The following is a 26,661-nucleotide window of genomic DNA, read 5'->3' as shown; positions in this document are numbered from 1 at the left end:
TTGCTTTGGACAGTTACTATTTCTGTTATTAAATTCTTTTTTAGTGTTTATTGATCTCTTAAAGTCTTTGTCGGATTGGCTATCGCTGCTTTAAATGCCTGTGAACTGATGGTCAATAGGGCAATGATAATAGCTGTCAGACCACTGATGATAAAAATGGTCCAGGAAATATCGATATGATGTGCATAATTAGTTAGCCATTTGCTCATGATCATCCATGCAATAGGAAAGGCAATGATACATGATATTGCTACAAGAATGACAAATTCACGGTTGAGCATTTGGATAAGTCCCGAAACAGAGGCGCCCAAGACTTTACGAATGCTGATCTCTTTTGCGCGTTGCTCTGTTGCAAAGGCGGCTAAACCAAATAGACCTAAGCAGGATATAATGATAGACATCAGTGCAAATACACTGGATAGTTGCTGTACAAAAAGCTCCGCTTTAAACTTATTATTGAAACTATCATCTAAAAATTTATAGTCAAAAGGGAAGCCTGGGTTATTTTTGACGATGATCTTCTCGATTTGTTGAATGGCATCTGGTAAATCTACTCCAGCCTTTGTCTTAATGGTCATGATCCCATTATCTCTATTCATTGGTAGAAACAGCATCGGCTCAGGATCGGCATACACATTGTTATAAACGAAGTTCTTGACGACACCGGCGATAGTAAACTTTTCCTCACCGTAGCTGATGATGTTACCGGCCACAAGGCCATCTTTTTTGATCAGTTTTGCAAATGCTTCGTTGATGACAACCGATGTGCTGTCGCCCACAAAATTTTGATGAAAGTTTCTACCATCAAAAAGCTTTAAGTCTAAAGCTGGAATAAGGCCCTCATCAGAACGTAACATACCAATCAAAATACTGGCATTTGGATCTTTTCCATCCCAGCTAAAACCGGACGTATTGGAGTTGATATTGAGGATACTCATGTCACTGACACCGACTTCTTGAACAACCCCTGTTGCCAATAATTGATTTTTAATGAGCGGCAGATGTTTGGCCATATCGCCTTGTAGCGCTGTAGTCAACACCTGACTCTTATCAAAACCGAGATCTCTGTTCTTGTTGTGCTGAATCTGTTGGTAGATGATAATGGTACAGATAATTAACACAACTGAGGCTGTATATTGCAGGATGACCAACCCTTTACGGACGAGACTTCCACTACCGGCCTTCTGTTTTGTCCCTTTGATCGTTGAAAGCGGCTTGAATGCCGAAAGGAAAAATGCGGGATAGCTACCTGCAAATAATCCACATGCTAATGTTATTGTCGTTAAAAATAGCAGGTGTGGGGGGGCTAAAAGATTAACCTGAAGATCCTGGCCTATCATGGTGTTGAACGGCCTGATGAAGATATAGATTAGTAATATAGCAACAAGAGAGGAAATAATTGCCAAAACAAGGGATTCTCCCAAGAATTGCACAATGAGCGATTTGCGACTCGCACCAACCACTTTGCGCATTCCAACTTCTTTTGCTCTTTTTTCAGATCTTGCAGTTGCAAGATTCATGAAATTGATACAGGCGATCAGTAAGACAACCCAAGCGATAAAGGTAAATAGACGAATATTTTTAATGCCACCTTCTTTTTCAATACCACTGTTATCAAACTGATTGTAGGTAATCCAACGCTCCATTGGATAGAGGAAATTCTGTGAAAAAGTGACTTCACCATTGGTCTTGTGTTTGACGAAATCCATCATCTGCTTGTTAATCTGATCGACGTTGGCATTCTCTTCGACTTGCACTAGCGTTTGAACACTATTGTTCCCCCAATTTTTTAGAAAATCCTGACCTGCTTCAAATTTTTTGAAAGGGATGAGCCATTGAAAATCATAGCTGCTATTTTTGGGGAGGTCCTTGATTACCCCCGCAATAATAAATGGCTCACTATTGTTTGTTTTGACGGTTTTTCCCAAGGCAGGACGGTTGCCAAATAATTTCTTCGCTGCAGTTTCTGATAATACAATGTTATTGACCTGATCAAAGGCAGTCTTTCGATCCCCTTCAAGAAATGCAAGGGATAGCACATCAGCGATGCTTCCATCGGCATATACACCATTTTGAAATATATTATTGTCTCCGACGGAAAACAGCATTGGCGAATTCCAGCTTATGCGTACTGCATGCTTGATGCCTGGGATTTCTTTCGCTATGCTTTGGGCAAAGGGTCCTGGGGTAGATTCAAATACATAGGTGGCTCCATCGTATGTCTGTTTTGATTTGACAATGTAGATATCCTTTTTGTTGGCGAAATTATCGTTGAAGCTCAACTGATTTTCAACCCATAAAAAAATCAACGATGCCGCAGCAATCCCGACCGCCAGTCCAAAAATATTGAGAAAGCTGTAACCTTTGGTTTTCCAAAGGTTGCGAAGTGCGGTTTTAATAAAGTTTTTAATCATAATTATGGTCGTATGATAAAAGCGGTTATCGACAGACCTGATGTTCTCGATAACCGCTATATGATGTTACTTTTTAATATTCAGTTCTTGAACCTTGTCATACGTCTCGTAGCTCGATACAATAACTTTATCTCCCGGTTGTAGACCTTTGATGACCTCATAATATTCCGGATTCTGTCTTCCTAGTTGGATATCCACACGATACGCTGTGCTTCCATTTTTATCCAATTTGAAGATCCAGTTACCACCGGTCTGTTGATAGAATCCTCCTTTTGCCAGTAATAATGCTTTTGTCTCGTCACTTAACGCTAAACGTATCTGCAAAGTTTGTCCACGACGGATCCCTTTTGGAACATCATTGATAAATTCCATGTCAACCTGGAATCGACCATTGGTGACTTGTGTATAGACTTTCTTGATACGGAGTTTGTAGGTTTTTTCACCGATAGAAAATTCACCTTGTAGATCTGGGAAAATACGGTTGATATAATGTTCGTCAATATCAGCACGCACTTTGAATCCTGTCAAAACGTCGATTTGTCCCAACCGTTCCCCGGCATTTTTGTTTTGTCCGATTTCTGCATCAAAAGCAGTCAATTGTCCGTCAACAGGCGCTCTAACGATCAGATCACCAATTTTTCTTTTCATCAGTTCCAATGCACTCTGTGTACGTTGATACGTTTGCTTATCCTGATTAGTTTTTTGCGCATTGGAGATTTCGTCCTGTTTTAGGATCTGTTTGGTCAAGTTGACCCGCTCTTTTTGATAGTTGTATTCGTTCTTTGATTTTTCGAACTCTTGTGTGCCAATGGCTTTTTCAGCGAGTAATTTTCTATTTAAGGTATAGATACGTTCAGCTTCTCTATAGGCTTGTTCCACATCAGCCATTTGATTGCGATTGTTAATCGATGCTTGTTGTGCATTGGTCTGCGCTATTTGGGACTGTGTCAATAGATTCAGCACTTGTGTTTCTTGTTGTACCAAGGTAAGCTCCTGATCGGTATTGGAAAGACGCATGATTGCATCCCCTTTTTTTAAGATAGCGCCATCTTCTACAAACTTTTCTTCTACGCGTCCACCAACAGAAGCATCGAGGTATATGCTGCTAATAGGAAGCACAGTACCATTTATAGGGATAAATTCCTGAAAGTTTCCATTTTTTATTTCGACAATAGAGATGCGGTCAGCTTCAACATTCAGTTTGCTTTTGCCGGAGGTAAAATAGAAACTGGCGCTGATCAATCCAACTAAGCCAGCAACCCCCACAATAGTCATGATACGTTTGCTATTCCACTTCTTCTTTTCTAAAGGTCTGTCCATAATTTAATATCAATTTTGTATATAACTATGAAAGCTGTGCCAAGAATGTAAAATATTGATTGATAGGTTCTTGTTTTGTTTAGTTTTAAGCTTGGTGTTCGATAGCGGACACTTCTTGTACGAAGGCGTACAACTGGAAGTTTTTTGCTGTTTAGAGCGTCAACTGAAGCGCTTTTGGCAGATATAATCTGGCTGCGGTGATGCACATTAATTCCGATGGAGCAGGGGTTACTCTGTTGGTGTAAATTAGGGAAGGGGGTAGGTAGCTATATTGGTCGATCGGTCTTAAAAGTTGGTAAAAATGGGTTGTTGAAAATTCAGGATTTTGATCTATTTAAGTATGAGACAATACCGCCATTTTAAATAATTAATGGCTATTGTATTCATAGATTACTCGGTGCTTGTTCGGAGCTTGTTCGGTACTCCTTCGGTACTTCTTCGGTTGTAACCGAAGAAATACCGAAGGAGTACCGATGAATATCCGTAGAATAAACGAATAAATGGTGAACTTGATGTTCATCACGTTCCTAATTTATACGCTTGTGGATTTTAATTGTCCAACTACGCACACCGACTGTTCATTAACGAACATTTTTCAAAATTCACTTTTTATATCAGTTTGATATTTAGTGTTTTAGTTGTTTGGCATGGCGATGGTCAGCAAGAAAATAAAAAATGGATATGAAGAGAGTCTATATATATAGTACATTATGCTTTTTATTGAGTTATGCCAAGGCAGGGGCGCAGCAGATTGAACAGCGGCTACCAGAAAAAGTGGCGCAAGCAACAGCAGTAACAAAGATTGACGATAAGCAAATTGCAAAGCGGAGCTTAGCTGAGTGTATCCAGTTGGCAATAAAGGCCAATCCAGCCTTATTGCAGAATGAACTGGACGTGAAGCGTGCGGAGGTGAATTTGGCGCAGGCCAAAGCGAATAGATTGCCCAATCTGAACGCAAATATGAATCATGTATTCAGTTTCGGTAGATTCTTTGATGAATCTACCAAACAGTATGTAAATAACAATAGCGAATTTGGAAGTTATGGTATTGATGCCAATATTCCGCTATTTAGAGGATTGGGTTTGCTTTATGATATCCGCATGAAGGCAGATGCAAAGTCGGCCAGCAAATTGGAGTTCGATTCTCAGATCAATACGTTACGTTTAGATGTCATTACATGTTTTATCCAAGTGCTCACAGCAAAAGATGTACTGAGACAGTCTGAAATGCAGACTGAGGTTACAAAGGAGCAGGTCAATAGGGCCGAGTCTATGCATAAGGAAGGTGCAATTAATCCTGGAGATTATTTTGACTTGAAAGGACAACTCGCCAATGACATAAATACAATTCAGAATAATCGACAGTTGTTATATGCTTATCGGGTTAAATTAGCTAATCTTCTAAATATTGATGAACAGCAGCTTGGTGAGTTGCAGACACCAGAATATAATGAAGATGGAAGAAAATTATCTTCTGAAGAGCTTTTTCAGCTCGCTACCGAAGCTTTACCAAATATTCCTGCTCTAAATTGGCGGATTAAAGCTGCGGAAAAGAATATAAAAGTCGCGAAAACGGCTTATTGGCCATCACTGAGTTTAGGGGCTGGAATAAACTCAAATTTTTCGAATACAAAATCAGAGAAATTTTGGGATCAGGTAAATAACAACTTAGGTAAATCTATTTCTTTAGGGCTTTCTATACCTATTTTTAATAGATTTCAGGTCCGAAATCAAGTTAAACTGGCAAAATTGGATTTGGAATCCGTAAAATTCCGTAGGGAAATGGAATTAAATAATCTCCGTACTGAAACGTCCAATGCCGTTTTTAACTTACAGAACGCAAGCAATATGATTACACAATTGCGTAGTCAAAATGAAAATTACGCCGAATCTTTTCGTATTGCCAAAGTCGTTTTCGAATTAGGAAATAGTAATTCAGTAATATTTTTGACCGCGAAAAATAAATACGATAACAGCCAAATTCAATTGTTGGTAAAACAATACGAATGGCTGCTGCAAAAATATATCAATGATTATTACGCAGGCTCGTTAAATTTATAGCTATATTAGTGTCTTCGTATTTTAGCACATGGAAAAATCACATAGCGTGTGACAAGTTCTTTAATTCCATTAAAATAAAGAAAATCATAATTTGAAAAGATGAAAAAAGCATCAATTTTAGTGGTTGACGATGATCAGGACTTACTAACGGCAGCGAGAATCTTGCTTAAACCTAAAGTCAGCCATATTCAGGTCGAGCCTAATCCGGAGAATCTTATCGCACATTTGGAGAAGATACCTTACGATCTGGTGCTTTTAGATATGAATTTTAAAAGTACAATCAATACCGGTAATGAGGGCTTGTATTGGTTGTCTCGAATCAAAGAAAAGTTCCCACAGATACATGTGATTATGATAACAGCTTATGGAGCTGTTGATCTGGCCGTAAAATCATTGAAGCAGGGAGCTTCGGATTTTGTGGTGAAGCCCTGGGAAAATGAGCAGTTGCTGGCAACGATCGAAAGCGCTCTTGCTGAATCAAAAAATAAAGAAAAGAAAAGTAAAAGTTCCTTGCTCAGCAGTGCGAACAGTCCCGATTTGATTGGTAACTCCATTGTTATGGACGAACTGCAATACAAGCTGGAGAAAATAGCGCCTACAGATGCCAATATATTAATATTAGGGGAAAATGGGACCGGGAAAGACCTGATTGCTCAAGCCATTCAGCGAAGATCACTGCGTTCCGATCGGACTTACGTTAAGGTTGATGTAGGGGCGCTGACAGAAACATTATTTGAAAGCGAGCTTTTTGGTTATAAGAAGGGCGCATTTACGGATGCGCGTGAAGACCGTCAAGGGCGATTCGAAGCGGCGAATGGCGGGACATTGTTCCTCGATGAAATTGGCAATATCTCTTTACAGCAGCAAGCTAAATTGTTGACTGTATTGCAGAATAGACAGGTGACCCCCCTGGGATCCTATCAGCCAATCTCGGTAGATATACGCTTAATTTCAGCAACGAACGTACCGCTTAAACAACTCGCGGATGAAAGTCGTTTTCGAAAAGACTTAATTTATCGAATCAATACCGTTGAAATTCAAGTACCGCCCTTACGTGAACGAGGAGAGGACATCAAGCTATTGGCTGATCATTTTCTCGATATCTATTCAAAGAAATACAATAAACGGATTGAAGGCTTTGAATCGGATGCGGTTAAGAAAATGTTTGCCTATCATTTTCCGGGCAACGTCCGGGAACTCCAATACAGCATCGAGCGTGCCGTTATTATGGCTGATCAGCTCAGTATTGCTGGAAATGATCTCTTTTTCTCGCCAATAGAACAACAAATAGATAACCGCATTGTCGAATCTAGTCCTAGCAGTCAAAATCTGGAAGAATTGGAACGTAAAGCAATCAAATCGGCGATTGAGCGTTACAACGGAAATATCAGTAAGGCAGCAAAAGAATTGGGACTGACAAGAGCTGCGCTTTATAGACGTCTGGAGAAATATGATATTTAGTCGATGAGGCACGGAAAAATCTTAAATGCGATCAAGATTATAGTACTGCTGGCAGCTGCTCTCATGAGTGCTTATTTGCTGCTAAAGGGTGAATACGTGCAGGCGTCTTTGATCTTTTGTATTATGCTTTATCTGGGCTTTAACCTATATGCACAGTATAATTTTTTGGCTCGGCAGCTGATAGAATTTTCCGAAGCGGTCAAATACCGCGACTTTACCAGGCGGTTCTTGGTGAAAAATACAAAGTCAGTGGAAGGGCAGCTTTTTACGGCCTTTAATCAGATCAACGAGACTTATAAGGAAATCAGCATTAAGCAGGAGATTCAGCACCAATATCTGGATCGTGTGATCAATATGCTGAATTCGGCGATTATCTTTTACGAGATGGATAGTGGTAAGGTCATGTGGGTGAATGAAGCATTTAAGCAACTGTTTCACTTGCCGCATCTCGGGAACATTGCCGGGCTAAAGAAAAAAAACAATGATCTTTATGAAAAGACCATGTTACTTGAAAATGGACAGCAGCAGATGGAGTCCGTTCAGTCAAGTAAAGGAAAAATAAAGCTATTGATTCAGAGCTCAAGCTTTGAAACACAGGACGCCTTGTTTCGCATTGTGGTGTACCAAAATATCAACGAAGCAATTGATGAGACTGAGACAAAAGCATGGCACAAGTTATTACGTGTACTGACACATGAAATCATGAATTCCATCGCTCCGATCAGCTCACTGGCTGAAACCTTAAACGGTCGTTTGGACCATTTTAAAGGAACTGAAGATATTGATGATTTAAAAACAGGCATTTCCACCATCAAACGTCGTAGCGAAGGACTTTTACATTTTGCGAAGAGTTATCGTATAATCAATAAGGTCGATCAGCCTCAGCTGGCGCCGATTCAGATTTCTCAGTTATTTGAACATATCTATCAATTGCTTGAGCCTACACTGATCCAAAAAAATATTGATGTTGATATTATTCTGAAAAATACCCGATTAGTGCTGTCTGCAGATGTTAACTTGATCGAACAGGTTATTATCAACTTAATGTTGAATGCCATTGATGCGGTTAAACATAGGGAAGAGGCTTATATCAGTTTATCTGCTCTTGAAGTAGACGGAAAAGTGCAGATCCGGATTGAAGATAATGGGGCCGGAATTCCTGCCGATCTCCAGGAACAGATCTTCACGCCATTTTTTACAACAAAGAAAACGGGTACAGGGGTCGGCCTCACCCTAAGCAAACAGATCATGCTTTTGCACAAAGGGACTATTTTCCTCAATAGTACAGAAGGCGAGGGGAGTGTTTTTGTGCTTCAGTTTTAACACCATTTATCCGGCGGCAAAATTTCTTTCTTGTCTTGATAATCACGTTGGTCGAGCAAATAAAGCGTGATGTTCCATGTGAAAAATCATAAAATTTAGCGATGTTTGCAGCGAAATGAACTACATACTTAAGTATTGGCGGCATTATTTTATATCCCATAGTCGCCATGGGACCCATTCTCCTTTTGTTTATAAATTGGTAGACGAAGTAATCTATCAAAAGACATCCAAAGCGAGCGTTTCACAATTACCACAAACTATTCAAAACGAGAGCAAGGTAGAACAGAAAAAGTATGCATTAATCGATCGATTATTAACGACATTTGCTTACGACAATTTTAGCTATTGGGCCGATCGGCCTCAGGAAAGTTACGCTAGTCTCCTGCAGCAGCAATGTGGAAGTTATGCCTTTCGACATATTTATTATATTGATCGGGAAGATCTTGACCTTAATTTTTTGGAAAATATTGGCGATCGAGATCTATTGATTATAAACGAACCTCATCAATCGGAGAAGAGGGAAGCCTATTGGGATAAGATTAGAAAAGATGATCGCGTGGTGGTTACGATCGATTTATATCGTGTTGGTTTGGTTTTCTTTAGGAAAGAACAGCGAAAAGAGAATTTTCTGATTCGGTTTTAGGCTGCTGTTGCTACCAATGCATGGTGAGCGATCGGACATCCAGGCACTGGTCTTTTGGACCTAAAATATTATTTAAAGCTTGCAATATTGGATAAGGAGGGGAAAAAGGAAAAGTTGGATGTCATTAGGCAAGAATAAACAAGAGCATCCATAAATTTATGGATGCTCTTGTTTATTAAAAAGCTTCACTTAGGGACAAATAGAAACCCGACTGTCTTTTTTCTCCGGGTCTTTGTTCACCAAAAGAATAATCAAAGCGTATACTGCTGTTGTGTTCGAGACTGAAGAAGTAACGCAAACCACCGCCATAGTTTGCGATATATCGGCTGCTATTTTCCTTGGAAAAGGTCGATCCGAGCCCTGAAAATCCAACGATACCAAAGCGCGGATGAAAACGATAACGCAGTTCAGCCTGCGAGGCCAGATAATTCTTATCGCGATAACGTCCGAGGTAATAACCGCGCATCATCATGTCGCCACCGAGCTCACGGTAGTTGTAAAATGGGACGGTTTTTCCAAATGTGGAACGAAAGATTCCTTGAAGGGCCAGCGTGACTTGATTGTGCAGGGGAATAAAGCCACGGAGATCTACATCAAGATTTGCTCCTGTAAAATCCGTACTTGTCCATAACTTTGGTGCATAGGCCAGTCGCAATTTAGCATAATACCCCTTTGTTGTATAAGAAACGTTGTCCCTATTGTCAAACAATTGCGAAAGACCTAGGAGTAGCTGTTGTCCGCCATGCTTTCCAATAAGATCAGAATGATTGAAAATGCGATCGGCACTATCGCTACGAATGGTGAAGTTATCGTATTGAATGTTGATACCCGAATAAAGGCCGTTGCTGATTTTTTTCTCAGCTTCGAGTTTGACGCGAAATAATTTTTGATCAATGCGTTCTTCATCTGCTTTCCAAGTGTCCATACCGATACCATAATAGTTAAAGGGCCAATTGCGGTAGCGTATTTCACTAATCAGATGGTAGTCGTTGTTTTTAGTCCAAAGATCGGTCTGCAGTTTGAAGTTGGACTGACTATTGGATGTAAAGGTTCCCATGACCATGACGGTGGAGGTGCGGATTTTGGGATCAGATTTGTCCAGATAAAAATTATAAGCACTGGCCAGGCCGTATTCGACACCCGTTTCCTGCGCATAGCCAACGGCCGGTAATACCATAAAACTACCCGAACGTGTCGAATCTCTTTCAGCGGAAAGAAATTTTTTACTCAATTTTTGAATAATATTTTGAGCTTTCAATTCGGCCGATCCCATTAAAAGTACCGTAAATAGTACGGAGTATCGGGTAAGTTTTGAAAGTGATTGCGGTAAAATTTGCATGCCCAAAGATAGTATATTAGCCAAATAACCAAAACAGGTAAATATGCTATCAAAAATTATTGTGCTGCATATCAGTATAATTGCCAAAAACTGTCGTTTTTTTTTGATAAATATTTTTGTAAAGTGAGTTTTGTGTCTATCTTTGCATCAGCAAACAAGGGAACAACGGTTCAAAACAACGAAAGTTTGCTTAGTTCTTTAAATGAAAAAAAATAAAAAATAAACTTGCAGAAATCAAAAGTAAATTCGATATTTGCACTCGCTGAAAAGGTAGGAATACTTGGTCAGACGTTGATAGAATGTAAGTTTAAATAAAGATATTAGAAGCCTCTTTAGCTCAGCTGGTAGAGCAACTGACTTGTAATCAGTAGGTCATTGGTTCGATTCCGATAAGAGGCTCTAAATGTAACGAAAGTTACAGGTCTGGAGGGGTTCCAGAGCGGTCAAATGGGACGGACTGTAAATCCGTTGCTTCGGCTTCGAAGGTTCGAATCCTTCTCCCTCCACACTTTATTTTAATTAGGGTGTTAGATTTACTCTAGTTTCTAATTATTAAGCGGAAGTAGCTCAGTTGGTAGAGCGATAGCCTTCCAAGCTATAGGTCGCGAGTTCGAACCTCGTCTTCCGCTCAAATTTTTCAAGTATTAAATTTAGTCTCTATCTTCTTTGATAATAATGTATCTAAAGGTGGGGGCATTAATACGTAAATAAGGTTTTTTAGTAAGCCGAAGTAGCTCAGGGGTAGAGCACTTCCTTGGTAAGGAAGAGGTCGTGGGTTCAAATCCCATCTTTGGCTCGTACTTGTGTAAAGTTAAGCAAGAGTATATAACAAATAGAAATAATTTATAATTACTAATTCGCATAAACATGGCAAAAGAGAAATTTGACCGTAGTAAACCACACTTAAACATTGGTACTATCGGTCACGTTGACCACGGTAAAACTACAACTACAGCTGCTATCACTAAAGTATTGGCTGATAAAGGTTTGTCAGAAGCTCGTTCATTTGATTCAATTGACTCTGCTCCTGAAGAAAAAGAGCGTGGTATCACAATCAATACTGCACACGTAGAATATTCTACAGCTAACCGTCACTATGCACACGTTGACTGTCCAGGTCACGCTGACTACGTTAAGAACATGGTAACTGGTGCTGCTCAAATGGACGGTGCTATCATCGTAGTTGCTGCGACTGATGGTCCTATGCCTCAAACTCGTGAGCACATCTTGTTGGCTCGCCAAGTAGGTGTTCCTGCGTTAGTAGTATTCATGAACAAAACTGACTTAGTTGATGACCCTGAGTTGTTAGACTTAGTTGAAATGGAAGTTCGTGAGTTATTATCATTCTACGAATTCCCTGGTGATGATATCCCTGTAATCAAAGGTTCTGCTTTAGGTGCATTGAACGGTGAGCCTGAGTGGGTTGAGAAAATCATGGAATTAATGGATGCTGTAGATAACTACATTCCAATTCCGCCACGTTTGACTGACTTACCTTTCTTGATGCCAGTAGAAGACGTATTCTCGATCACAGGTCGTGGTACAGTTGCTACAGGTCGTATCGAAAGAGGTGTAATCAACTCTGGTGATCCAGTTGAGATCTTAGGTATGGGTGCTGAGAACTTGAAATCTACAGTAACAGGTGTTGAGATGTTCCGTAAAATCTTAGATTACGGTGAGGCTGGTGATAACGTAGGTTTATTGTTACGTGGTATTGAGAAAACTGATATCAAACGTGGTATGGTTATCTGTAAACCAGGTTCAGTAACTCCTCACGATCATTTCAAAGCTGAGGTTTACGTATTGTCAAAAGCTGAAGGTGGTCGTCACACTCCATTCTTCAACAAATACCGTCCTCAATTCTATTTCCGTACAACTGACGTAACTGGAGAGATCTCTTTACCAGAAGGTACTGAAATGGTTATGCCAGGTGATAACGTTACAATCAGCGTGAAATTAATTTCTGCTATTGCAATGGAAAAAGGTCTACGTTTCGCTATCCGTGAGGGTGGTCGTACAGTAGGTGCTGGTCAGGTAACAGAAATTTTATAATCTGAATCAGATTATTCTAAATAAAATAAGCTAATCAACCTCAGTTGATTAGCTTATTTTTTCGATAAGCGATTTATCGGATTAGAATAAAAAAAAGTGAAAAAAGATTTGCAGAAAGTGGTTTAAAACACTATATTTGCATCACAAAATAAGAAATACACGGGCATAGTTTAAAGGTAGAACGAAGGTCTCCAAAACCTTTGGTCTGGGTTCGAGTCCTGGTGCCCGTGCTTATAAAACAGATAAACTAAAATGGCAAAAGTACTTGATTTTTTTAAAGACTCTTATGTAGAGATCACTGAGAAAGTGACTTGGCCTACATGGTCTCAGTTACAAAGTTCAGCTGTTATTGTGCTTGTTGCTTCTCTTCTTATTGCATTGGTTGTCTTTGTAATGGATAAAGCCTCAAGTGTAGGGTTAGAATTCTTGTACGGTATTGCTTCTTAATTTTTCAATCGTATTTATTTATGGCAGATCAAGGTTTAAAGTGGTACGTAGTTCGTGCTGTAAGTGGTAAAGAAAAGAAAGTAAAGCAATATATTGATGCCGAAGTTAGCCGTTTAGGTATTGAACACTTGATTCCTCAAGTGTTGATTCCAATGGAAAAATACTACTTGATGCGCGATGGTAAGAAAGTTGCTAAAGAGCGTAACTACTATCCTGGTTATGTATTATTAGAAGCAGCTCTTGACGGTGAGTTAGAGCACATCATCAAAAATATCAATAGTGTAATTGGTTTCTTGGGAGATAAAGCCGGTAACGCGGTCCCTTTACGCCAAGCAGAAGTAAATCGTATCCTAGGTAAAGTGGATGAAATGGCCGAGCAAGGTGAAACCATTAACGTTCCTTACTATGTGGGTGAAACAGTGAAAGTAAACGATGGTCCTTTCAACGGATTTACCGGAGAAATCGAAGAGGTTCACGAAGATAAAAAGAAATTAATCGTGATGGTGAAAGTCTTCGGTCGTAAGACGCCACTTGAACTAAACTACATGCAAGTAGAAAAAGAATAAGATTAGTAATTAACGATAGAGAAAAGCTTTTCATGAAAATTGAAAGGCTTTTTTTGTATCTTACTACAAATGAAAAGGCCAACTATTTATCTATTCGTATTGGTGTATGTGCTGACATTATTAAGCTGTGCAAATGTCGAGAAGTACAATCGATTTATTGAAACTCCCCTGTCAGTGGAAGCTATGCAGCAAGATATCAACTATGTTGAGCATAACTTATGGAAAATGCATCCAGACCTGTTTCTGTATGTGCGGGAAAATCAGTTAAAGACTAAGTTTGATAGCCTTCGTGCTGCGATCCGTCAACCCTTATTGCCCAACCAATTTCAGCTGGAATTAGCATCTGTACTGGCTCAAGTTCGGCAGGGGCATATGACGCTGAGTCCTCTTATTTCCAAATTTGATCCAAAAGGTAAGGATAAAGTCCGTTATCAAAAAAGTAAGGGTCCCTTTTCACAGCTGGGTTTCCATTGGCAGGAAAATACACTCTATCTCTCAAAAAATGGGACGTTAGATTCAAGCTTGGTCCTAGGCTCTAAAATTCTTGCCATTGAAGGCATACAACCGCAAAATCTATATACAAAATATCGTCCGACCTTTACGTCGGACGGCTATAATACGACATTTATAGATCAGGCTTTTGAGCGTTTATTGCCTCGGTTTTACCAATTGGAACTGGGGTATAAAGATTCTATCTCGGTTTTGTTCTCTCGGGCCGATAGTACATATGAGCGGATTGTTGTCAGAAGGTTTGACAGTGTCGATACAAAGGCTAAGTCAGGGATAACGACCACAGCTGTGAAAAAAGTGCGCCAGCCTGATCAGAAGAAAAGTGATCTAAAAAAGCAGCGTAAAATCTTTGGTTATAATGCCAATCTAAAAAGAATGAGTAAACAGCTCTCTTTCCCTGTCAAAGGCGACAGTAGTATTGCTTTGTTGAAGGTGGCAGACTTTTCCTATGGACGTCCAAAGGAAGCTTACAGAAGGATTTTTGATCGGCTGGAGCTTAATTCGGTACAATACCTGATCTTGGATCTTCGTGGCAATTTGGGCGGACGCTTATTCGATGTGAAGGAGCTGTATAGTTATCTGGTAGAGGAGGATAAATACCAATTTGTTCAGCCAGCAGTAATCAATTCAAAATTCAAGTTGCCGTTCTATCAGATAAAAGGATTGCCGGGCTGGTCTTATCCCGTTTTATCGCCATTTATCATACCTAGTGCGGTTGTATCCTGGACAAAGACCTTTTCCAAAGATGGGAGAAATTATACCCACCTTACAGGGAGTAAAAGTGAAAAATCAAAAGGCAATCGCTATCGCGGTGATTTATTTGTATTGATTGATGGCGGGACATTTTCTGCCGCGAGTTTAATTGCTACAAATTTAAAAGTTGGGAAGCGGGCTGTGTTTGTGGGCGAGGAAACTGGTGGTGCAGCTAGCGGTACGGTTGCGGGAGTTCTTCCTGTACTGAAACTGCCAAACTCCCATCTGCGTTGGCGTTTCGGCTTAATGGATGTCAAACCTTATTATCAAGTAAACGAAGCGGGGCGGGGTGTTATGCCTGATGTTCCAGTCGTACGCAGTGTTGATGATGTTATCAAGGGGAAAGATCCGGTATTGGATAAGGTGCTGAAGTCTATTAAAGTTCAATAGAACTGATGTGAATTTGTTTAATCCGATAATTCTAGTGTTAATATCTAAAGAAGTGTCAAGATTTTTTGTAGGAAGATGTGCGATCTCGGCAACTATATAAAAAAAGTATAAATTCCTGAAAAATTAAAAGTTAGATACTTGCAGGATTCAAATCTTCTTATTAACTTTGCACCTCGGTTGGGGTGTTACGTCCCGATCGATGAATGTTACGTTATTTGCTTCCAACTTACTAACAGACATTTAACAAAATTAAATTCAAAACAAAATGGCAAAAGAAGTCAGTGCGTTAGTAAAATTACAAGTTAAGGGCGGAGCTGCGAATCCTTCACCTCCAGTAGGACCTGCATTAGGTGCTAAAGGTGTGAATATTATGGATTTCTGTAAGCAGTTTAACGCTCGTACGCAAGACAAACCAGGTCAAGTATTGCCTGTTGTCATTACAGTTTACGCTGATAAATCATTTGATTTTATCATCAAGACTCCACCGGTAGCGGTTCAGTTGAAAGACGCTGCGAAATTGAAAAGTGGATCTGGCGAGCCTAACCGTAAAAAAGTTGCGGCTATCACTTGGGAACAAGTTGAGACAATCGCTAAAGATAAAATGCCTGATTTAAATGCATTTACTGTAGAGGCTGCTATGAGAATGGTAGCTGGTACAGCACGTAGTATGGGTATTACTGTATCAGGTAATGCTCCTTGGAACAATTAATTAAGAAATCAATTTAAGAAAAGTGGCTAGATTAACAAAAAATCAAAAAGCGGCACTATCCAAAATTGAAGCTGGTAAAGCATACTCTTTAAAAGAAGCTTCGGCTTTAGTTAAAGAAATCTCATTGACCAAATTTGATGCTTCTGTGGATATCGACGTTCGTTTGGGCGTAGATCCTCGTAAAGCAAATCAAATGGTTCGTGGTATTGCAACATTACCTCACGGTACTGGTAAAACTGTTCGTGTTTTAGTTTTATGTACTCCTGATAAGGAAGAAGAAGCTAAAACGGCAGGTGCAGACTACGTAGGTTTAGATGATTACATCAGCAAAATTGAAGGTGGTTGGACTGACGTTGATATCATTATTACTATGCCTAGTGTTATGGCTAAAGTTGGTAAATTGGGTCGTATTTTAGGTCCAAGAAACTTGATGCCTAACCCTAAAACTGGTACAGTTACAACAGAAGTTGGTAAAGCTGTAACAGATGTAAAAGGTGGTAAGATCGATTTCAAAGTTGACAAAACCGGTATCATCCATACTTCTATTGGTAAAGCGTCGTTCGATGCAGATAAGATATATGATAACGCACTAGAGGTATTACAAACTCTAGCTCGTTTGAAACCATCTGCAGCTAAAGGAACTTACTTTAAAAGTATTCACATTTCCTCAACTATGAGTCCTAGTATTCATATTGAGACTAAATCAGTAGCGGGTATTTAATCATGAGAAAAGAAGAAAAACAAGAAATTGTTCTAGCTTTAGCCGAACAGATTAAATCTTACGGTAACTTTTACATTGCCGATACTGCTGATTTAACAGTTGAAAAAATAAATGGCATCCGTCGCAAATGTTTCGAGCAAGGTATCGAAATTAAAGCGGTAAAAAACACGTTGATCAAAAAAGCATTGATCGAAGCTGGTGTTGACGAAGAAGATATTTTTGGCACACTAAAAGGTGCTTCTACAATGTTATTTTCTGAAGTTGCAAATGCACCTGCAAAATTGATCAAAGAGCTTCGCAAAGCTGGTGACAAACCAGTATTGAAAGCTGCTTACATTGAGCAAACTGCATTCGTTGGAGATAATCAATTAACTGCATTAGTTAATCTTAAATCTAAAAACGAACTTATCGCTGATGTTATCGCTGCATTGCAATCGCCTGCGAAAAATGTTATTTCAGCTCTTCAATCTGGAGGAAATACTGTTGCTGGCTTAGTAAAAGCTTTAGAAGAAAGAGGTTAACGAATCCTCTAGAACAGAAACATTCGTTACAATTTAATTAACAATTTTTATAAAGTACATTCAAAAATTCAAAATAAAATGGCAGATTTAAAACAACTTGCTGAACAGTTAGTTAACTTAACAGTAAAAGAAGTTAAAGAATTAGCTGATATCTTAAAAGACGAGTATGGCATCGAGCCTGCTGCTGCTGCTGTTGCTGTAGCTGCTGCTCCAGCTGAAGGTGGTGCTGCTGCTGCAGAAGAGAAAACTTCATTTGACGTTATCTTGAAAGAAGCTGGTGGTCAAAAATTAGCTGTAGTTAAATTGGTTAAAGATTTAGCTGGATTAGGCTTGAAAGAAGCTAAAGATTTAGTTGACGGAGCACCTAAAGAATTAAAAGCTGGTGTATCTAAAGACGAAGCAGAAGCTTTGAAAAAACAATTAGAAGAAGCTGGTGCTGTTGTTGAGATTAAATAATCTCAACTAATTAGCCCGAAAAGGTTTAGACTCTGACGATTTTTCGTCAGAGTCTATTCCTATTTATATCAATACGCCACTATGCTGTGTATATGCTGGGCACAGTGGAAAGGTGGTTTACAGCATAAGTGTAAGCGCAGTTTTTTTAAAACTAAAATTCATATTCCCTTGGCAAACAATAATATTCAACAAGAAAGAATAAACTTTGCGACAAGTAAGAAAGTATTGGAATATCCAGATTTCTTAGATGTGCAATTGGAATCTTTCAAGGAGTTTTTTCAATTAGAAACTACTTCTGACAACCGCCATCAGGAAGGGCTGTTCAAGGTATTCTCGGAAAACTTCCCTATTTCTGATTCAAGAAACATTTTTGTGCTAGAGTTTTTGGATTATTTCATTGATCCACCACGTTATGATATCCAAGAGTGTATCGAGCGCGGCTTGACTTATAGCGTTCCTTTAAAGGCTAAGTTAAAGTTATCTTGTAATGATGAAGAACACGAAGATTTCGAAACTATTGTTCAGGATGTGTATTTAGGGACTATCCCTTATATGACTCCTAAAGGTACTTTCGTGGTAAATGGTGCAGAGCGTGTCATCGTATCGCAATTACACCGTTCACCAGGCGTTTTCTTTGGTCAAAGTAGACACACAAATGGTACTAAACTTTATTCTGCAAGGGTAATTCCTTTCAAAGGATCTTGGATCGAATTTGCAACTGACGTAAACAACGTCATGTATGCTTATATCGACCGTAAAAAGAAATTCCCAGTTACGACCTTATTGCGTGCTATCGGTTACGATTCGGATAAAGATATCTTAGAATTGTTCGATTTAGCGGATGAAGTAAAAGTGAGTAAATCTGGTCTTAAAAAATATGTTGGTCGTCGTCTTGCGGCTAGGGTATTGAAAAAATGGGTAGAAGATTTCGTGGATGAGGATACAGGTGAAGTTGTATCTATCGACCGTAACGAAATTATCCTCGAGCGTGAAACTGTTCTAGAAGAAGATCACATTGATTTGATTATTGAAGCTGGCGTTAAGTCTATTATCTTAGCGAAAGACGATGAGTCAAACAATGCGGACTATTCTATTATATATAACACTTTACAAAAAGATACGTCCAACTCAGAAAAAGAAGCGGTAGAACATATCTACCGTCAATTGCGTAACGCTGAACCACCAGATGAAGAAACTGCTCGTGGTATCATCGATCGTTTATTCTTCTCTGACAAACGTTATGATTTAGGTGATGTAGGTCGTTACCGTATCAACCGTAAGTTGAAGTTGGGAACTCCGGATGATACGAAAGTATTAACCCGTGAGGATATCATTGCGATTGTGAAGTATTTGATCAATTTGATCAATTCTAAAGCTGAAGTAGATGATATTGACCACTTGTCAAACCGTCGTGTACGTACTGTAGGTGAACAATTATATGCTCAATTTGGTGTCGGTTTATCTCGTATGGCCCGTACAATCCGTGAGCGTATGAACATTCGTGATAATGAGGTGTTTACGCCGACCGATTTGATTAATGCTCGTACACTTTCGTCCGTAATCAATTCGTTCTTTGGTACAAACCAGTTGTCTCAGTTCATGGACCAAACTAACCCTCTTGCTGAAATTACGCACAAGCGTCGTTTGTCAGCTTTAGGTCCAGGTGGTCTTTCCCGTGAGCGTGCAGGTTTCGAGGTTCGTGACGTTCACTATACACACTACGGTCGTCTTTGTACAATTGAAACTCCTGAGGGTCCAAACATCGGTTTGATCTCCTCATTGGCTGTACATGCGAAAATTAACCACTTAGGATTTATCGAGACTCCTTACCGTAAGGTAAAAGATGGGGTTGTTGTGGTTGACGAGCCAGTCGTATATTTATCTGCTGAGGATGAAGATGGTAAAACAATCGCACAAGCGAATGCTTTGTATGATGACAAAGGTAATTTCGAAGATGCGAAAGTGAAAGCCAGATATGAGGGTGACTTCCCAATTATCGAGCCTAATATGCTTGATTATATGGACGTTGCTCCAAACCAAATTACATCTATTGCGGCTTCATTAATTCCTTTCTTGGAACATGATGATGCCAACCGTGCATTGATGGGATCGAACATGCAACGTCAGGCCGTGCCTGTATTGCGTCCACAAGCTCCTATCGTAGGTACTGGTCTTGAAGGTCGTGTAGCGAAAGATTCACGTACATTGATCAATGCGGAAGGTCATGGTGTAGTAGAATATGTAGATGCTGATGAAATCAAAATCCGTTACGACAGAAACGACGATGATCGTCTTGTATCATTCGATGATGATGTCAAAACGTATAAATTGATCAAATTCAAGAAAACCAACCAAAATACATGTATGAACTTGAAACCTATCGTTAAGAAAGGTCAACGAGTTGAACCAGGACAGGTATTATGTGAAGGTTATGCAACTGAAAATGGTGAATTGGCATTAGGTCGTAACTTGAAAGTAGCATTCATGCCTTGGCAAGGATATAACTTTGAGGATGCGATCGTAATTTCTGAGCGTGTAGCGAAAGAAGACTGGTTTACTTCTCTTCACATTGAAGAATTCGAACTTGAAGTTCGTGATACAAAACGTGGTGAAGAAGAGTTAACAGCTGATATTCCTAACGTATCTGAAGAAGCGACAAAAGACTTAGACGAAAACGGTATTATCCGTATCGGTGCTGAAGTGGGTGGTGGTGATATCTTAATTGGTAAAATCACACCTAAAGGTGAGTCAGATCCTTCTCCAGAAGAGAAATTATTACGTGCAATCTTTGGTGACAAAGCTGGTGACGTGAAAGATGCTTCATTGAAAACTCCACCATCATTAAAAGGTGTTGTTATCGATACGAAGTTATTCTCGCGTGCGAAGAAAATGTCTAAAGAGGTTGAGCGTAAAACTTTAGAGAAACTAGAGGTTGCTCACGATAGAGCAGTTAAATCATTGAAAGATCGTTTGGTTGAAAAATTATTCACTGTCGTGAATGGTAAAACAAGCCAAGGGGTATACAATGTCTATAAAGAGTTGTTGGTTGCTAAGGGAGCTAAGTTTACGCAAAAAATCCTGGCTGAATTAGATTACAACAACATCAACCCAATGGGATGGACAACTGACGAAGATAAAAACGAGTTGATCAAAATGGCTCTTCATAATTACAATATCAAGATTAATGAAGAGTTAGGTTCATTCAAACGTGATAAATTCGCAGTATCTGTCGGTGATGAACTTCCATCAGGAATTGTGCAGATGGCTAAAGTTTACGTTGCTAAAAAACGTAAGTTGAAAGTAGGGGATAAGATGGCCGGTCGTCACGGTAACAAAGGTATCGTTGCACGTATTGTACGTGATGAGGATATGCCATTCTTAGAAGATGGTACACCAGTTGATATCGTGTTGAACCCACTAGGGGTACCTTCACGGATGAACTTGGGACAGATCTACGAAACCGTATTGGGTTGGGCAGGTCAAAAATTGGGTGTGAAATTTGCTACACCTATCTTTGATGGTGCTGAAATGGATCAAGTACAAGATTGGGTTGCGAAAGCTGGCCTACCAAAATCTGGACGTACATACTTGTACAACGGATTGACAGGTGACCGTTTCGATCAACCGACGACAGTGGGTGTAATCTACATGTTGAAATTAGGTCACATGGTTGATGATAAAATGCACGCACGTTCAATCGGTCCGTACTCATTGATCACACAACAACCTCTGGGTGGTAAAGCGCAATTCGGTGGTCAACGTTTCGGTGAGATGGAGGTTTGGGCATTGGAAGCATTCGGTGCGTCTAACATCCTTCAAGAAATCTTGACTGTGAAATCGGATGACGTGGTTGGTCGTGCCAAAACTTACGAGGCAATCGTAAAAGGTAACAACCTTCCGACACCATCGGTACCAGAATCGTTCAACGTATTGGTACACGAGTTACGTGGATTGGGTCTAGATATCACATTGGATTAATTAAGCAAATAGGGCTTTGAAGGGCTCAGTCCTTCAAAGCTTCTTTATAAAGCTTTAACTTTTGAATAAGTATGTCTTACAAAAAAGATAATAAAATTAAAAGCAACTTCACTTCGATTACGATCAGCTTGGCTTCTCCAGAAACTATTTTGGAACGCTCAAGTGGTGAAGTTACAAAACCGGAAACGATTAACTATCGTACCTACAAACCAGAACGTGACGGTTTATTCTGTGAGCGCATTTTTGGTCCTGTGAAGGACTACGAATGTCACTGTGGTAAATACAAACGTATCCGTTATAAAGGTATCGTATGTGACCGTTGTGGTGTTGAAGTAACTGAGAAAAAAGTACGTCGTGAGCGTATGGGACACATCAATTTGGTTGTTCCTGTTGCACACATCTGGTACTTCCGTTCTCTTCCTAATAAAATTGGTTATTTATTGGGACTTCCTACCAAGAAATTGGATATGATCATTTACTACGAACGTTATGTGGTTATCCAAGCTGGTATTAAAGAAGAAGATGGTATCAACTTTATGGACTTCTTGACTGAAGAAGAATATTTAGATATTTTAGATACCTTACCAAAAGAAAATCAATATTTAGACGATAACGATCCTCAAAAATTCGTTGCCAAGATGGGTGCTGAGGCGTTAGAAGATTTGTTGAAACGTATTGATTTGGATCAATTGTCATACGATTTACGTCACCAAGCTGCTAACGAAACTTCTCAACAACGTAAAAATGAAGCGTTAAAACGCCTTCATGTGGTTGAGGCTTTCCGTAGTTCACGTGAAAATATCGAGAATCGTCCAGAATGGATGATTGTGAAAATCGTTCCAATCATTCCACCTGAATTACGTCCTTTAGTGCCTTTGGATGGTGGTCGTTTTGCGACTTCGGATTTGAATGACTTATATCGTCGTGTGATTATCCGTAACAACCGTCTAAAACGTTTGATCGAAATCAAGGCTCCTGAAGTAATCTTACGTAACGAAAAACGTATGCTTCAAGAAGCGGTAGACTCTTTGTTTGACAACTCACGTAAAGTGAACGCTGTTAAGACAGAAGGTAACCGTGCATTGAAGTCTTTATCTGATATTTTGAAAGGTAAACAAGGTCGTTTCCGTCAAAACTTGTTAGGTAAGCGTGTGGATTATTCGGCTCGTTCGGTAATTGTTGTAGGTCCTCACTTGAAATTACACGAGTGTGGTCTTCCTAAAGATATGGCTGCAGAACTTTACAAACCGTTTATCATCCGTAAGATGATCGAGCGTGGTATTGTAAAAACAGTAAAATCAGCTAAGAAAATTGTGGATCGTAAAGATCCTGTGGTATGGGATATCCTTGAAAATGTATTGAAAGGTCACCCTGTATTACTAAACCGTGCACCTACGCTTCACCGTTTGGGTATTCAGGCTTTCCAACCTACATTGGTAGAGGGTAAAGCTATTCAATTACACCCATTAGTGTGTACAGCGTTCAACGCCGATTTTGACGGTGACCAGATGGCAGTCCACTTACCTCTTGGTAATGCTGCAGTTTTGGAAGCCCAAATCTTAATGTTAGGCGCGCACAATATCTTAAACCCTGCGAATGGTTCTCCAATCACAGTACCATCTCAAGACATGGTATTGGGTCTTTACTATATTACTAAAGGCCGTAGAACTGCTGGCGATCACATCGTAAGAGGTCAAGATATGACTTTCTATTCGGCTGAAGAGGTTATCATCGCTTTAAATGAGAAGCAAATTGACCTTCACGCTTGGATTAAAGTAAAAACAAAAGTTAGACAAAAAGATGGTAGCATCGTTGATACCTTATTAGAAACAACTGTAGGTCGTGTGATCTTCAACCAAGTTGTTCCTGACGAAATGGGATTTGTCAATGAATTGCTTACGAAAAAATCTTTGCGTAATATCATCGGTGAAATTGTGAAGACTACGGGTATGGCCCGTGCAGCACAGTTCTTGGATGATATGAAAGAATTGGGATATCAAACGGCCTTCAAAGGTGGTCTTTCGTTCAACTTGGAAGATTTGAACATTCCTGCTGCGAAAGCTGAATTGATTCAACAAGCAACTAACGAGGTTGAAGAAGTAATGAATAACTATAACATGGGTTTCATTACAAACAACGAACGTTACAACCAAATCATCGATATCTGGACGCGTATCAACAACAGATTGACGGCACACGTTATGGATATTCTTTCGAATGATAACCAAGGATTCAACTCAGTTTACATGATGTTGGATTCTGGAGCCCGTGGTTCGAAAGAGCAGATCCGTCAGTTATGTGGTATGCGTGGTTTGATGGCGAAACCTCAAAAATCAGGTACTTCTGGTGGTGAGATTATCGAAAACCCGATCTTGTCAAACTTTAAAGAAGGTTTGTCCGTATTGGAGTACTTTATTTCTACCCACGGTGCGCGTAAAGGTCTTGCCGATACGGCATTGAAAACAGCGGATGCGGGTTACTTGACACGTCGTTTACATGACGTAGCGCAAGATATGATCGTTGTGGAACAAGATTGTGGTGGTTTACGTGGTATTTATACAACAGCATTGAAAGATAATGATGATGTTGTTGAACCATTGTTCGATCGTATTTTGGGTCGTACACCATTGCATGATGTTCTTCATCCGGATACTGACGAATTGATCGTTTCTGCAAATGAAGATATCACTGAGGAAATTGCCGAAACTATCGAAAAAGCAGGTATCGAAGGAATTGAGATTCGTACGGTATTAACTTGTGAGTCTAAGCGTGGTGTTTGTGCTTGTTGTTACGGACGTAACTTGGCGTCAGGTAAGCGTGTTCAGTTAGGTGAAGCTGTGGGTGTTATCGCCGCTCAATCAATTGGTGAGCCAGGTACACAGTTGACACTTCGTACATTCCACGTGGGTGGTACGGCATCGAACATTGCTGCTGATTCAAGTATCATTTCTAAATACGATGGTAAAATCGAATTTGAAAACGTACGTACTGTTTCGCAAACAAACGATAATGGCACACATCAGGTAGTCTTAGGACGTTCTGGTGAGGTTAAGATCATTGATGCACATAATAAAATCGTATTCCAACAAAATATCCCTTATGGTTCACAGTTGTTCGTTGAGGATGGCGGTACAGTAGCTAAAGGCGATAAATTGGTCGAATGGGATCCATATAATGCAGTAATTATTTCTGAATTTGCTGGTAAAGTTGAATTTGACGCAATTATCGAAGGTGTTACCTTCCGTGAAGAGTCAGATGAGCAAACTGGTCACAAAGAGAAGGTAATTATTGAAACACGTGATAAAACGAAAAACCCATCCATCAAGATTCTTGATAAATCGGGAGAGGTTATTCGTACCTACAATATCCCGGTAGGCGCCCACGTTGCAGTTGCTAATGGTGTAACAGTGAAAGAAGGTGGTATCCTCGTTAAAATCCCTCGTTCTACAGGTAAAACGCGAGATATCACAGGTGGTCTACCACGTGTAACGGAGTTATTCGAAGCACGTAACCCTTCTAACCCTGCTGTAGTAACAGAAATCGACGGTGTGGTAACATTGGGTGGTGTGAAACGTGGTAACCGTGAGATGTCTATCGAGTCTCGTGATGGTCAAATCAAGAAATACTTGGTACCTCTTTCTAAACATATCCTTGTTCAGGATAATGACTTTGTGAAAGCTGGTATGCCATTATCAGATGGTTCGATCTCTCCTGCGGATATCTTGTCGATCAAAGGTCCATCAGCAGTGCAACATTACATTGTGAATGGTATCCAAGAGGTATACCGTCTGCAAGGTGTGAAGATCAACGATAAACACTTCGAGACGATCGTTCACCAAATGATGCAAAAAGTTAACATCGAAGATCCAGGAGATACTCGTTTCTTAGAAAAAGAAGCCGTTAACAAATGGGATTTCATGGAAGAAAATGATTCTTTGTTTGACAAGAAAGTTGTTGTTGATGCAGGGGACTCTAATAATTTACGTCCGGGACAAATTGTTTCTTTACGTAAGTTGAGAGAAGAGAACTCTAGTCTGAAACGTCGTGACTTAAAACTTGTTGAAGTTCGTGAAGCAATTCCGGCGACTTCAAGTCCATTGTTGCAAGGTATTACCAGAGCTTCATTGGGTACGAAATCGTTCATCTCTGCTGCCTCTTTCCAAGAGACTACAAAAGTGTTGAACGAGGCTGCTATCGCAGGTAAACGTGATAACTTATTAGGTTTGAAAGAAAACGTAATTGTTGGTCACTTGATCCCTTCTGGTACAGGTATCCGTCAATACAGCAATTTAATCGTGGGCTCTCGCGAGGAGTACGATCAATTGTTGGCTTCGAAAGAAGAAGATTAATCGTTACTCGATTATTTTATATAGGAAGGTCCAGACATTCGTCTGGACCTTTTTTGTTTCGATAACGACCTTATATGATATTGAAGAAGGTCGTAAAATATATTTAGCTTGCTTTTTTAGCGGTGAAATTGCTTGTTAAGGAAGGGGGCGAACTGAAATTTATAGCAAGCAGCTTGGCCGTTTAATTGGTTAATTTTACCTGATAGGACGGTTTAAAGCATAGCTATCTTAAATGAATCGTTCAATGTTACAGTTAGTTAACTTTAATATTAAAAAATAATAAACAAAAGGCTTGGAAGTTTGTTAGTAAACTCCCTATCTTTGCACCACTCCGCAAGGGAGGCACGGTTACTTCGAAAGAAGGAATCATGAAAAAAAGAAGGGTTTAAGAGAAGTTTGGCAGGATTTAAAATCCAGCTGATTTTATTTTAAACGCGGAAATCGAAAAAAGAGAAAAGAAAAAAAACTTCAAAAAGTTTTTGGAAGTTCAGAAAAGATTTCTACCTTTGCAGTCCCAACGGAAACGAAGGGGAAAACAAAACGATAAAGAGGGGCGCAATGCCTATCGGAATAAAGCAGATACGGAAGTTGAAGCGACAAAGTTCTTTAAGAAAACACAATCATGTAAGCGTGACGAGTAGACAAACG

19 protein-coding genes and 5 tRNA genes are annotated in these 26,661 nt (G+C 39.7%); 20 read left to right on the top strand and 4 right to left on the bottom strand.

Translation table 11 applies throughout. The features are described from left to right. Window positions 1–47 precede the first annotated feature (47 nt). The 3 genes from AACH28_RS11440 to AACH28_RS11430 all read right to left on the bottom strand — a co-directional run bounded on the left by AACH28_RS11440 (window position 48) and on the right by AACH28_RS11430 (window position 4,254). On the bottom strand, window positions 48–2,414 hold the full coding sequence (locus AACH28_RS11440) for an ABC transporter permease (RefSeq protein WP_341832994.1): 2,367 nt from the start codon (window positions 2,412–2,414) through the stop codon (window positions 48–50). A gap of 66 nt (window positions 2,415–2,480) precedes the next feature. Further along, window positions 2,481–3,734, bottom strand: a complete 1,254-nt coding sequence (locus AACH28_RS11435) for an efflux RND transporter periplasmic adaptor subunit (RefSeq protein WP_120333433.1) — start codon at window positions 3,732–3,734, stop codon at window positions 2,481–2,483. 367 nt (window positions 3,735–4,101) lie between these two features. Further along, entirely contained in the window at window positions 4,102–4,254 is a 153-nt protein-coding gene (locus AACH28_RS11430) for a hypothetical protein (protein ID WP_341832993.1), read from the bottom strand. A 161-nt stretch (window positions 4,255–4,415) separates the two neighbouring features. Here AACH28_RS11430 and AACH28_RS11425 point away from each other — a divergent pair, with 161 nt between their 5' ends. The 4 genes from AACH28_RS11425 to AACH28_RS11410 all read left to right on the top strand — a co-directional run bounded on the left by AACH28_RS11425 (window position 4,416) and on the right by AACH28_RS11410 (window position 9,222). Further along, the gene (locus AACH28_RS11425; protein WP_341832992.1) at window positions 4,416–5,795 is read left to right on the top strand and encodes a TolC family protein; all 1,380 of its coding nucleotides are present in this window, start codon (window positions 4,416–4,418) and stop codon (window positions 5,793–5,795) included. Between the two features lie 99 nt (window positions 5,796–5,894). Beyond that, the gene (locus AACH28_RS11420) at window positions 5,895–7,256 is read left to right on the top strand and encodes a sigma-54 dependent transcriptional regulator (RefSeq protein ID WP_286778547.1); all 1,362 of its coding nucleotides are present in this window, start codon (window positions 5,895–5,897) and stop codon (window positions 7,254–7,256) included. Between the two features lie 3 nt (window positions 7,257–7,259). Beyond that, window positions 7,260–8,579 carry a HAMP domain-containing sensor histidine kinase gene (locus tag AACH28_RS11415; protein ID WP_341832991.1) on the top strand — a complete coding sequence of 440 codons (1,320 nt, stop codon included), beginning with the start codon at window positions 7,260–7,262 and terminating at the stop codon, window positions 8,577–8,579. Window positions 8,580–8,694: 115 nt separating this feature from the next. Next, window positions 8,695–9,222 carry a hypothetical protein gene (locus AACH28_RS11410; RefSeq protein WP_341832990.1) on the top strand — a complete coding sequence of 176 codons (528 nt, stop codon included), beginning with the start codon at window positions 8,695–8,697 and terminating at the stop codon, window positions 9,220–9,222. 175 nt (window positions 9,223–9,397) lie between these two features. On the opposite strand, the gene AACH28_RS11405 is transcribed toward AACH28_RS11410, so the two are convergent. After that, window positions 9,398–10,561, bottom strand: coding sequence for a BamA/TamA family outer membrane protein (locus AACH28_RS11405; RefSeq protein ID WP_286778550.1), 1,164 nt, complete (start codon window positions 10,559–10,561; stop codon window positions 9,398–9,400). A 326-nt stretch (window positions 10,562–10,887) separates the two neighbouring features. On the opposite strand from AACH28_RS11405, the gene AACH28_RS11400 reads away from it, so the two are divergent. From AACH28_RS11400 to AACH28_RS11325, 16 genes are all read left to right on the top strand, one after another. Then, window positions 10,888–10,960 (top strand) — tRNA-Thr (locus tag AACH28_RS11400). A gap of 26 nt (window positions 10,961–10,986) precedes the next feature. Next, a tRNA-Tyr gene (locus AACH28_RS11395) sits at window positions 10,987–11,067 on the top strand. 50 nt (window positions 11,068–11,117) lie between these two features. Then, window positions 11,118–11,190, top strand: a tRNA-Gly gene (locus AACH28_RS11390). 95 nt (window positions 11,191–11,285) lie between these two features. Next, window positions 11,286–11,357 (top strand) — tRNA-Thr (locus tag AACH28_RS11385). Between the two features lie 71 nt (window positions 11,358–11,428). After that, window positions 11,429–12,613 (top strand): elongation factor Tu, encoded by a 1,185-nt coding sequence (gene tuf / locus AACH28_RS11380; protein ID WP_070566283.1) that lies wholly within the window; start codon window positions 11,429–11,431, stop codon window positions 12,611–12,613. 159 nt (window positions 12,614–12,772) lie between these two features. Next, window positions 12,773–12,843: transfer RNA gene (locus tag AACH28_RS11375), tRNA-Trp, on the top strand. A gap of 22 nt (window positions 12,844–12,865) precedes the next feature. Further along, complete coding sequence (secE, locus tag AACH28_RS11370; protein ID WP_028072657.1) at window positions 12,866–13,060, top strand: preprotein translocase subunit SecE; 195 nt, start codon at window positions 12,866–12,868, stop codon at window positions 13,058–13,060. 20 nt (window positions 13,061–13,080) lie between these two features. Then, window positions 13,081–13,626 carry a transcription termination/antitermination protein NusG gene (gene nusG / locus AACH28_RS11365; protein WP_046672242.1) on the top strand — a complete coding sequence of 182 codons (546 nt, stop codon included), beginning with the start codon at window positions 13,081–13,083 and terminating at the stop codon, window positions 13,624–13,626. 69 nt (window positions 13,627–13,695) lie between these two features. Next, window positions 13,696–15,279, top strand: a complete 1,584-nt coding sequence (locus tag AACH28_RS11360) for a S41 family peptidase (RefSeq protein ID WP_341832989.1) — start codon at window positions 13,696–13,698, stop codon at window positions 15,277–15,279. 265 nt (window positions 15,280–15,544) lie between these two features. After that, window positions 15,545–15,988 carry a 50S ribosomal protein L11 gene (gene rplK, locus AACH28_RS11355; protein ID WP_028072660.1) on the top strand — a complete coding sequence of 148 codons (444 nt, stop codon included), beginning with the start codon at window positions 15,545–15,547 and terminating at the stop codon, window positions 15,986–15,988. Between the two features lie 22 nt (window positions 15,989–16,010). Beyond that, complete coding sequence (gene rplA, locus AACH28_RS11350) at window positions 16,011–16,709, top strand: 50S ribosomal protein L1 (protein ID WP_341832988.1); 699 nt, start codon at window positions 16,011–16,013, stop codon at window positions 16,707–16,709. Between the two features lie 2 nt (window positions 16,710–16,711). Continuing rightward, window positions 16,712–17,230 (top strand): 50S ribosomal protein L10, encoded by a 519-nt coding sequence (gene rplJ, locus AACH28_RS11345; RefSeq protein ID WP_286778552.1) that lies wholly within the window; start codon window positions 16,712–16,714, stop codon window positions 17,228–17,230. A gap of 78 nt (window positions 17,231–17,308) precedes the next feature. After that, window positions 17,309–17,686 carry a 50S ribosomal protein L7/L12 gene (gene rplL, locus AACH28_RS11340; protein ID WP_002992785.1) on the top strand — a complete coding sequence of 126 codons (378 nt, stop codon included), beginning with the start codon at window positions 17,309–17,311 and terminating at the stop codon, window positions 17,684–17,686. Window positions 17,687–17,854: 168 nt separating this feature from the next. Beyond that, a complete protein-coding gene (gene rpoB / locus AACH28_RS11335; protein ID WP_046672286.1) occupies window positions 17,855–21,664 on the top strand; it encodes a DNA-directed RNA polymerase subunit beta in 3,810 nt (1,269 codons plus the stop codon). Window positions 21,665–21,735: 71 nt separating this feature from the next. Beyond that, window positions 21,736–26,013: a DNA-directed RNA polymerase subunit beta' gene (rpoC, locus tag AACH28_RS11330; protein WP_070566328.1), complete on the top strand. Its 4,278-nt coding sequence runs from the start codon at window positions 21,736–21,738 to the stop codon at window positions 26,011–26,013. Window positions 26,014–26,492: 479 nt separating this feature from the next. Beyond that, window positions 26,493–26,654 (top strand): hypothetical protein, encoded by a 162-nt coding sequence (locus AACH28_RS11325; RefSeq protein WP_341832987.1) that lies wholly within the window; start codon window positions 26,493–26,495, stop codon window positions 26,652–26,654. Window positions 26,655–26,661 lie beyond the last annotated feature (7 nt).

Origin of the sequence: Sphingobacterium thalpophilum (assembly GCF_038396785.1) — a bacterium.
GTDB lineage: Bacteria > Bacteroidota > Bacteroidia > Sphingobacteriales > Sphingobacteriaceae > Sphingobacterium > Sphingobacterium thalpophilum_A.
Note: the sequence above shows the minus strand (reverse complement) of the source record. Positions and strands in the feature narration are given on the sequence as shown.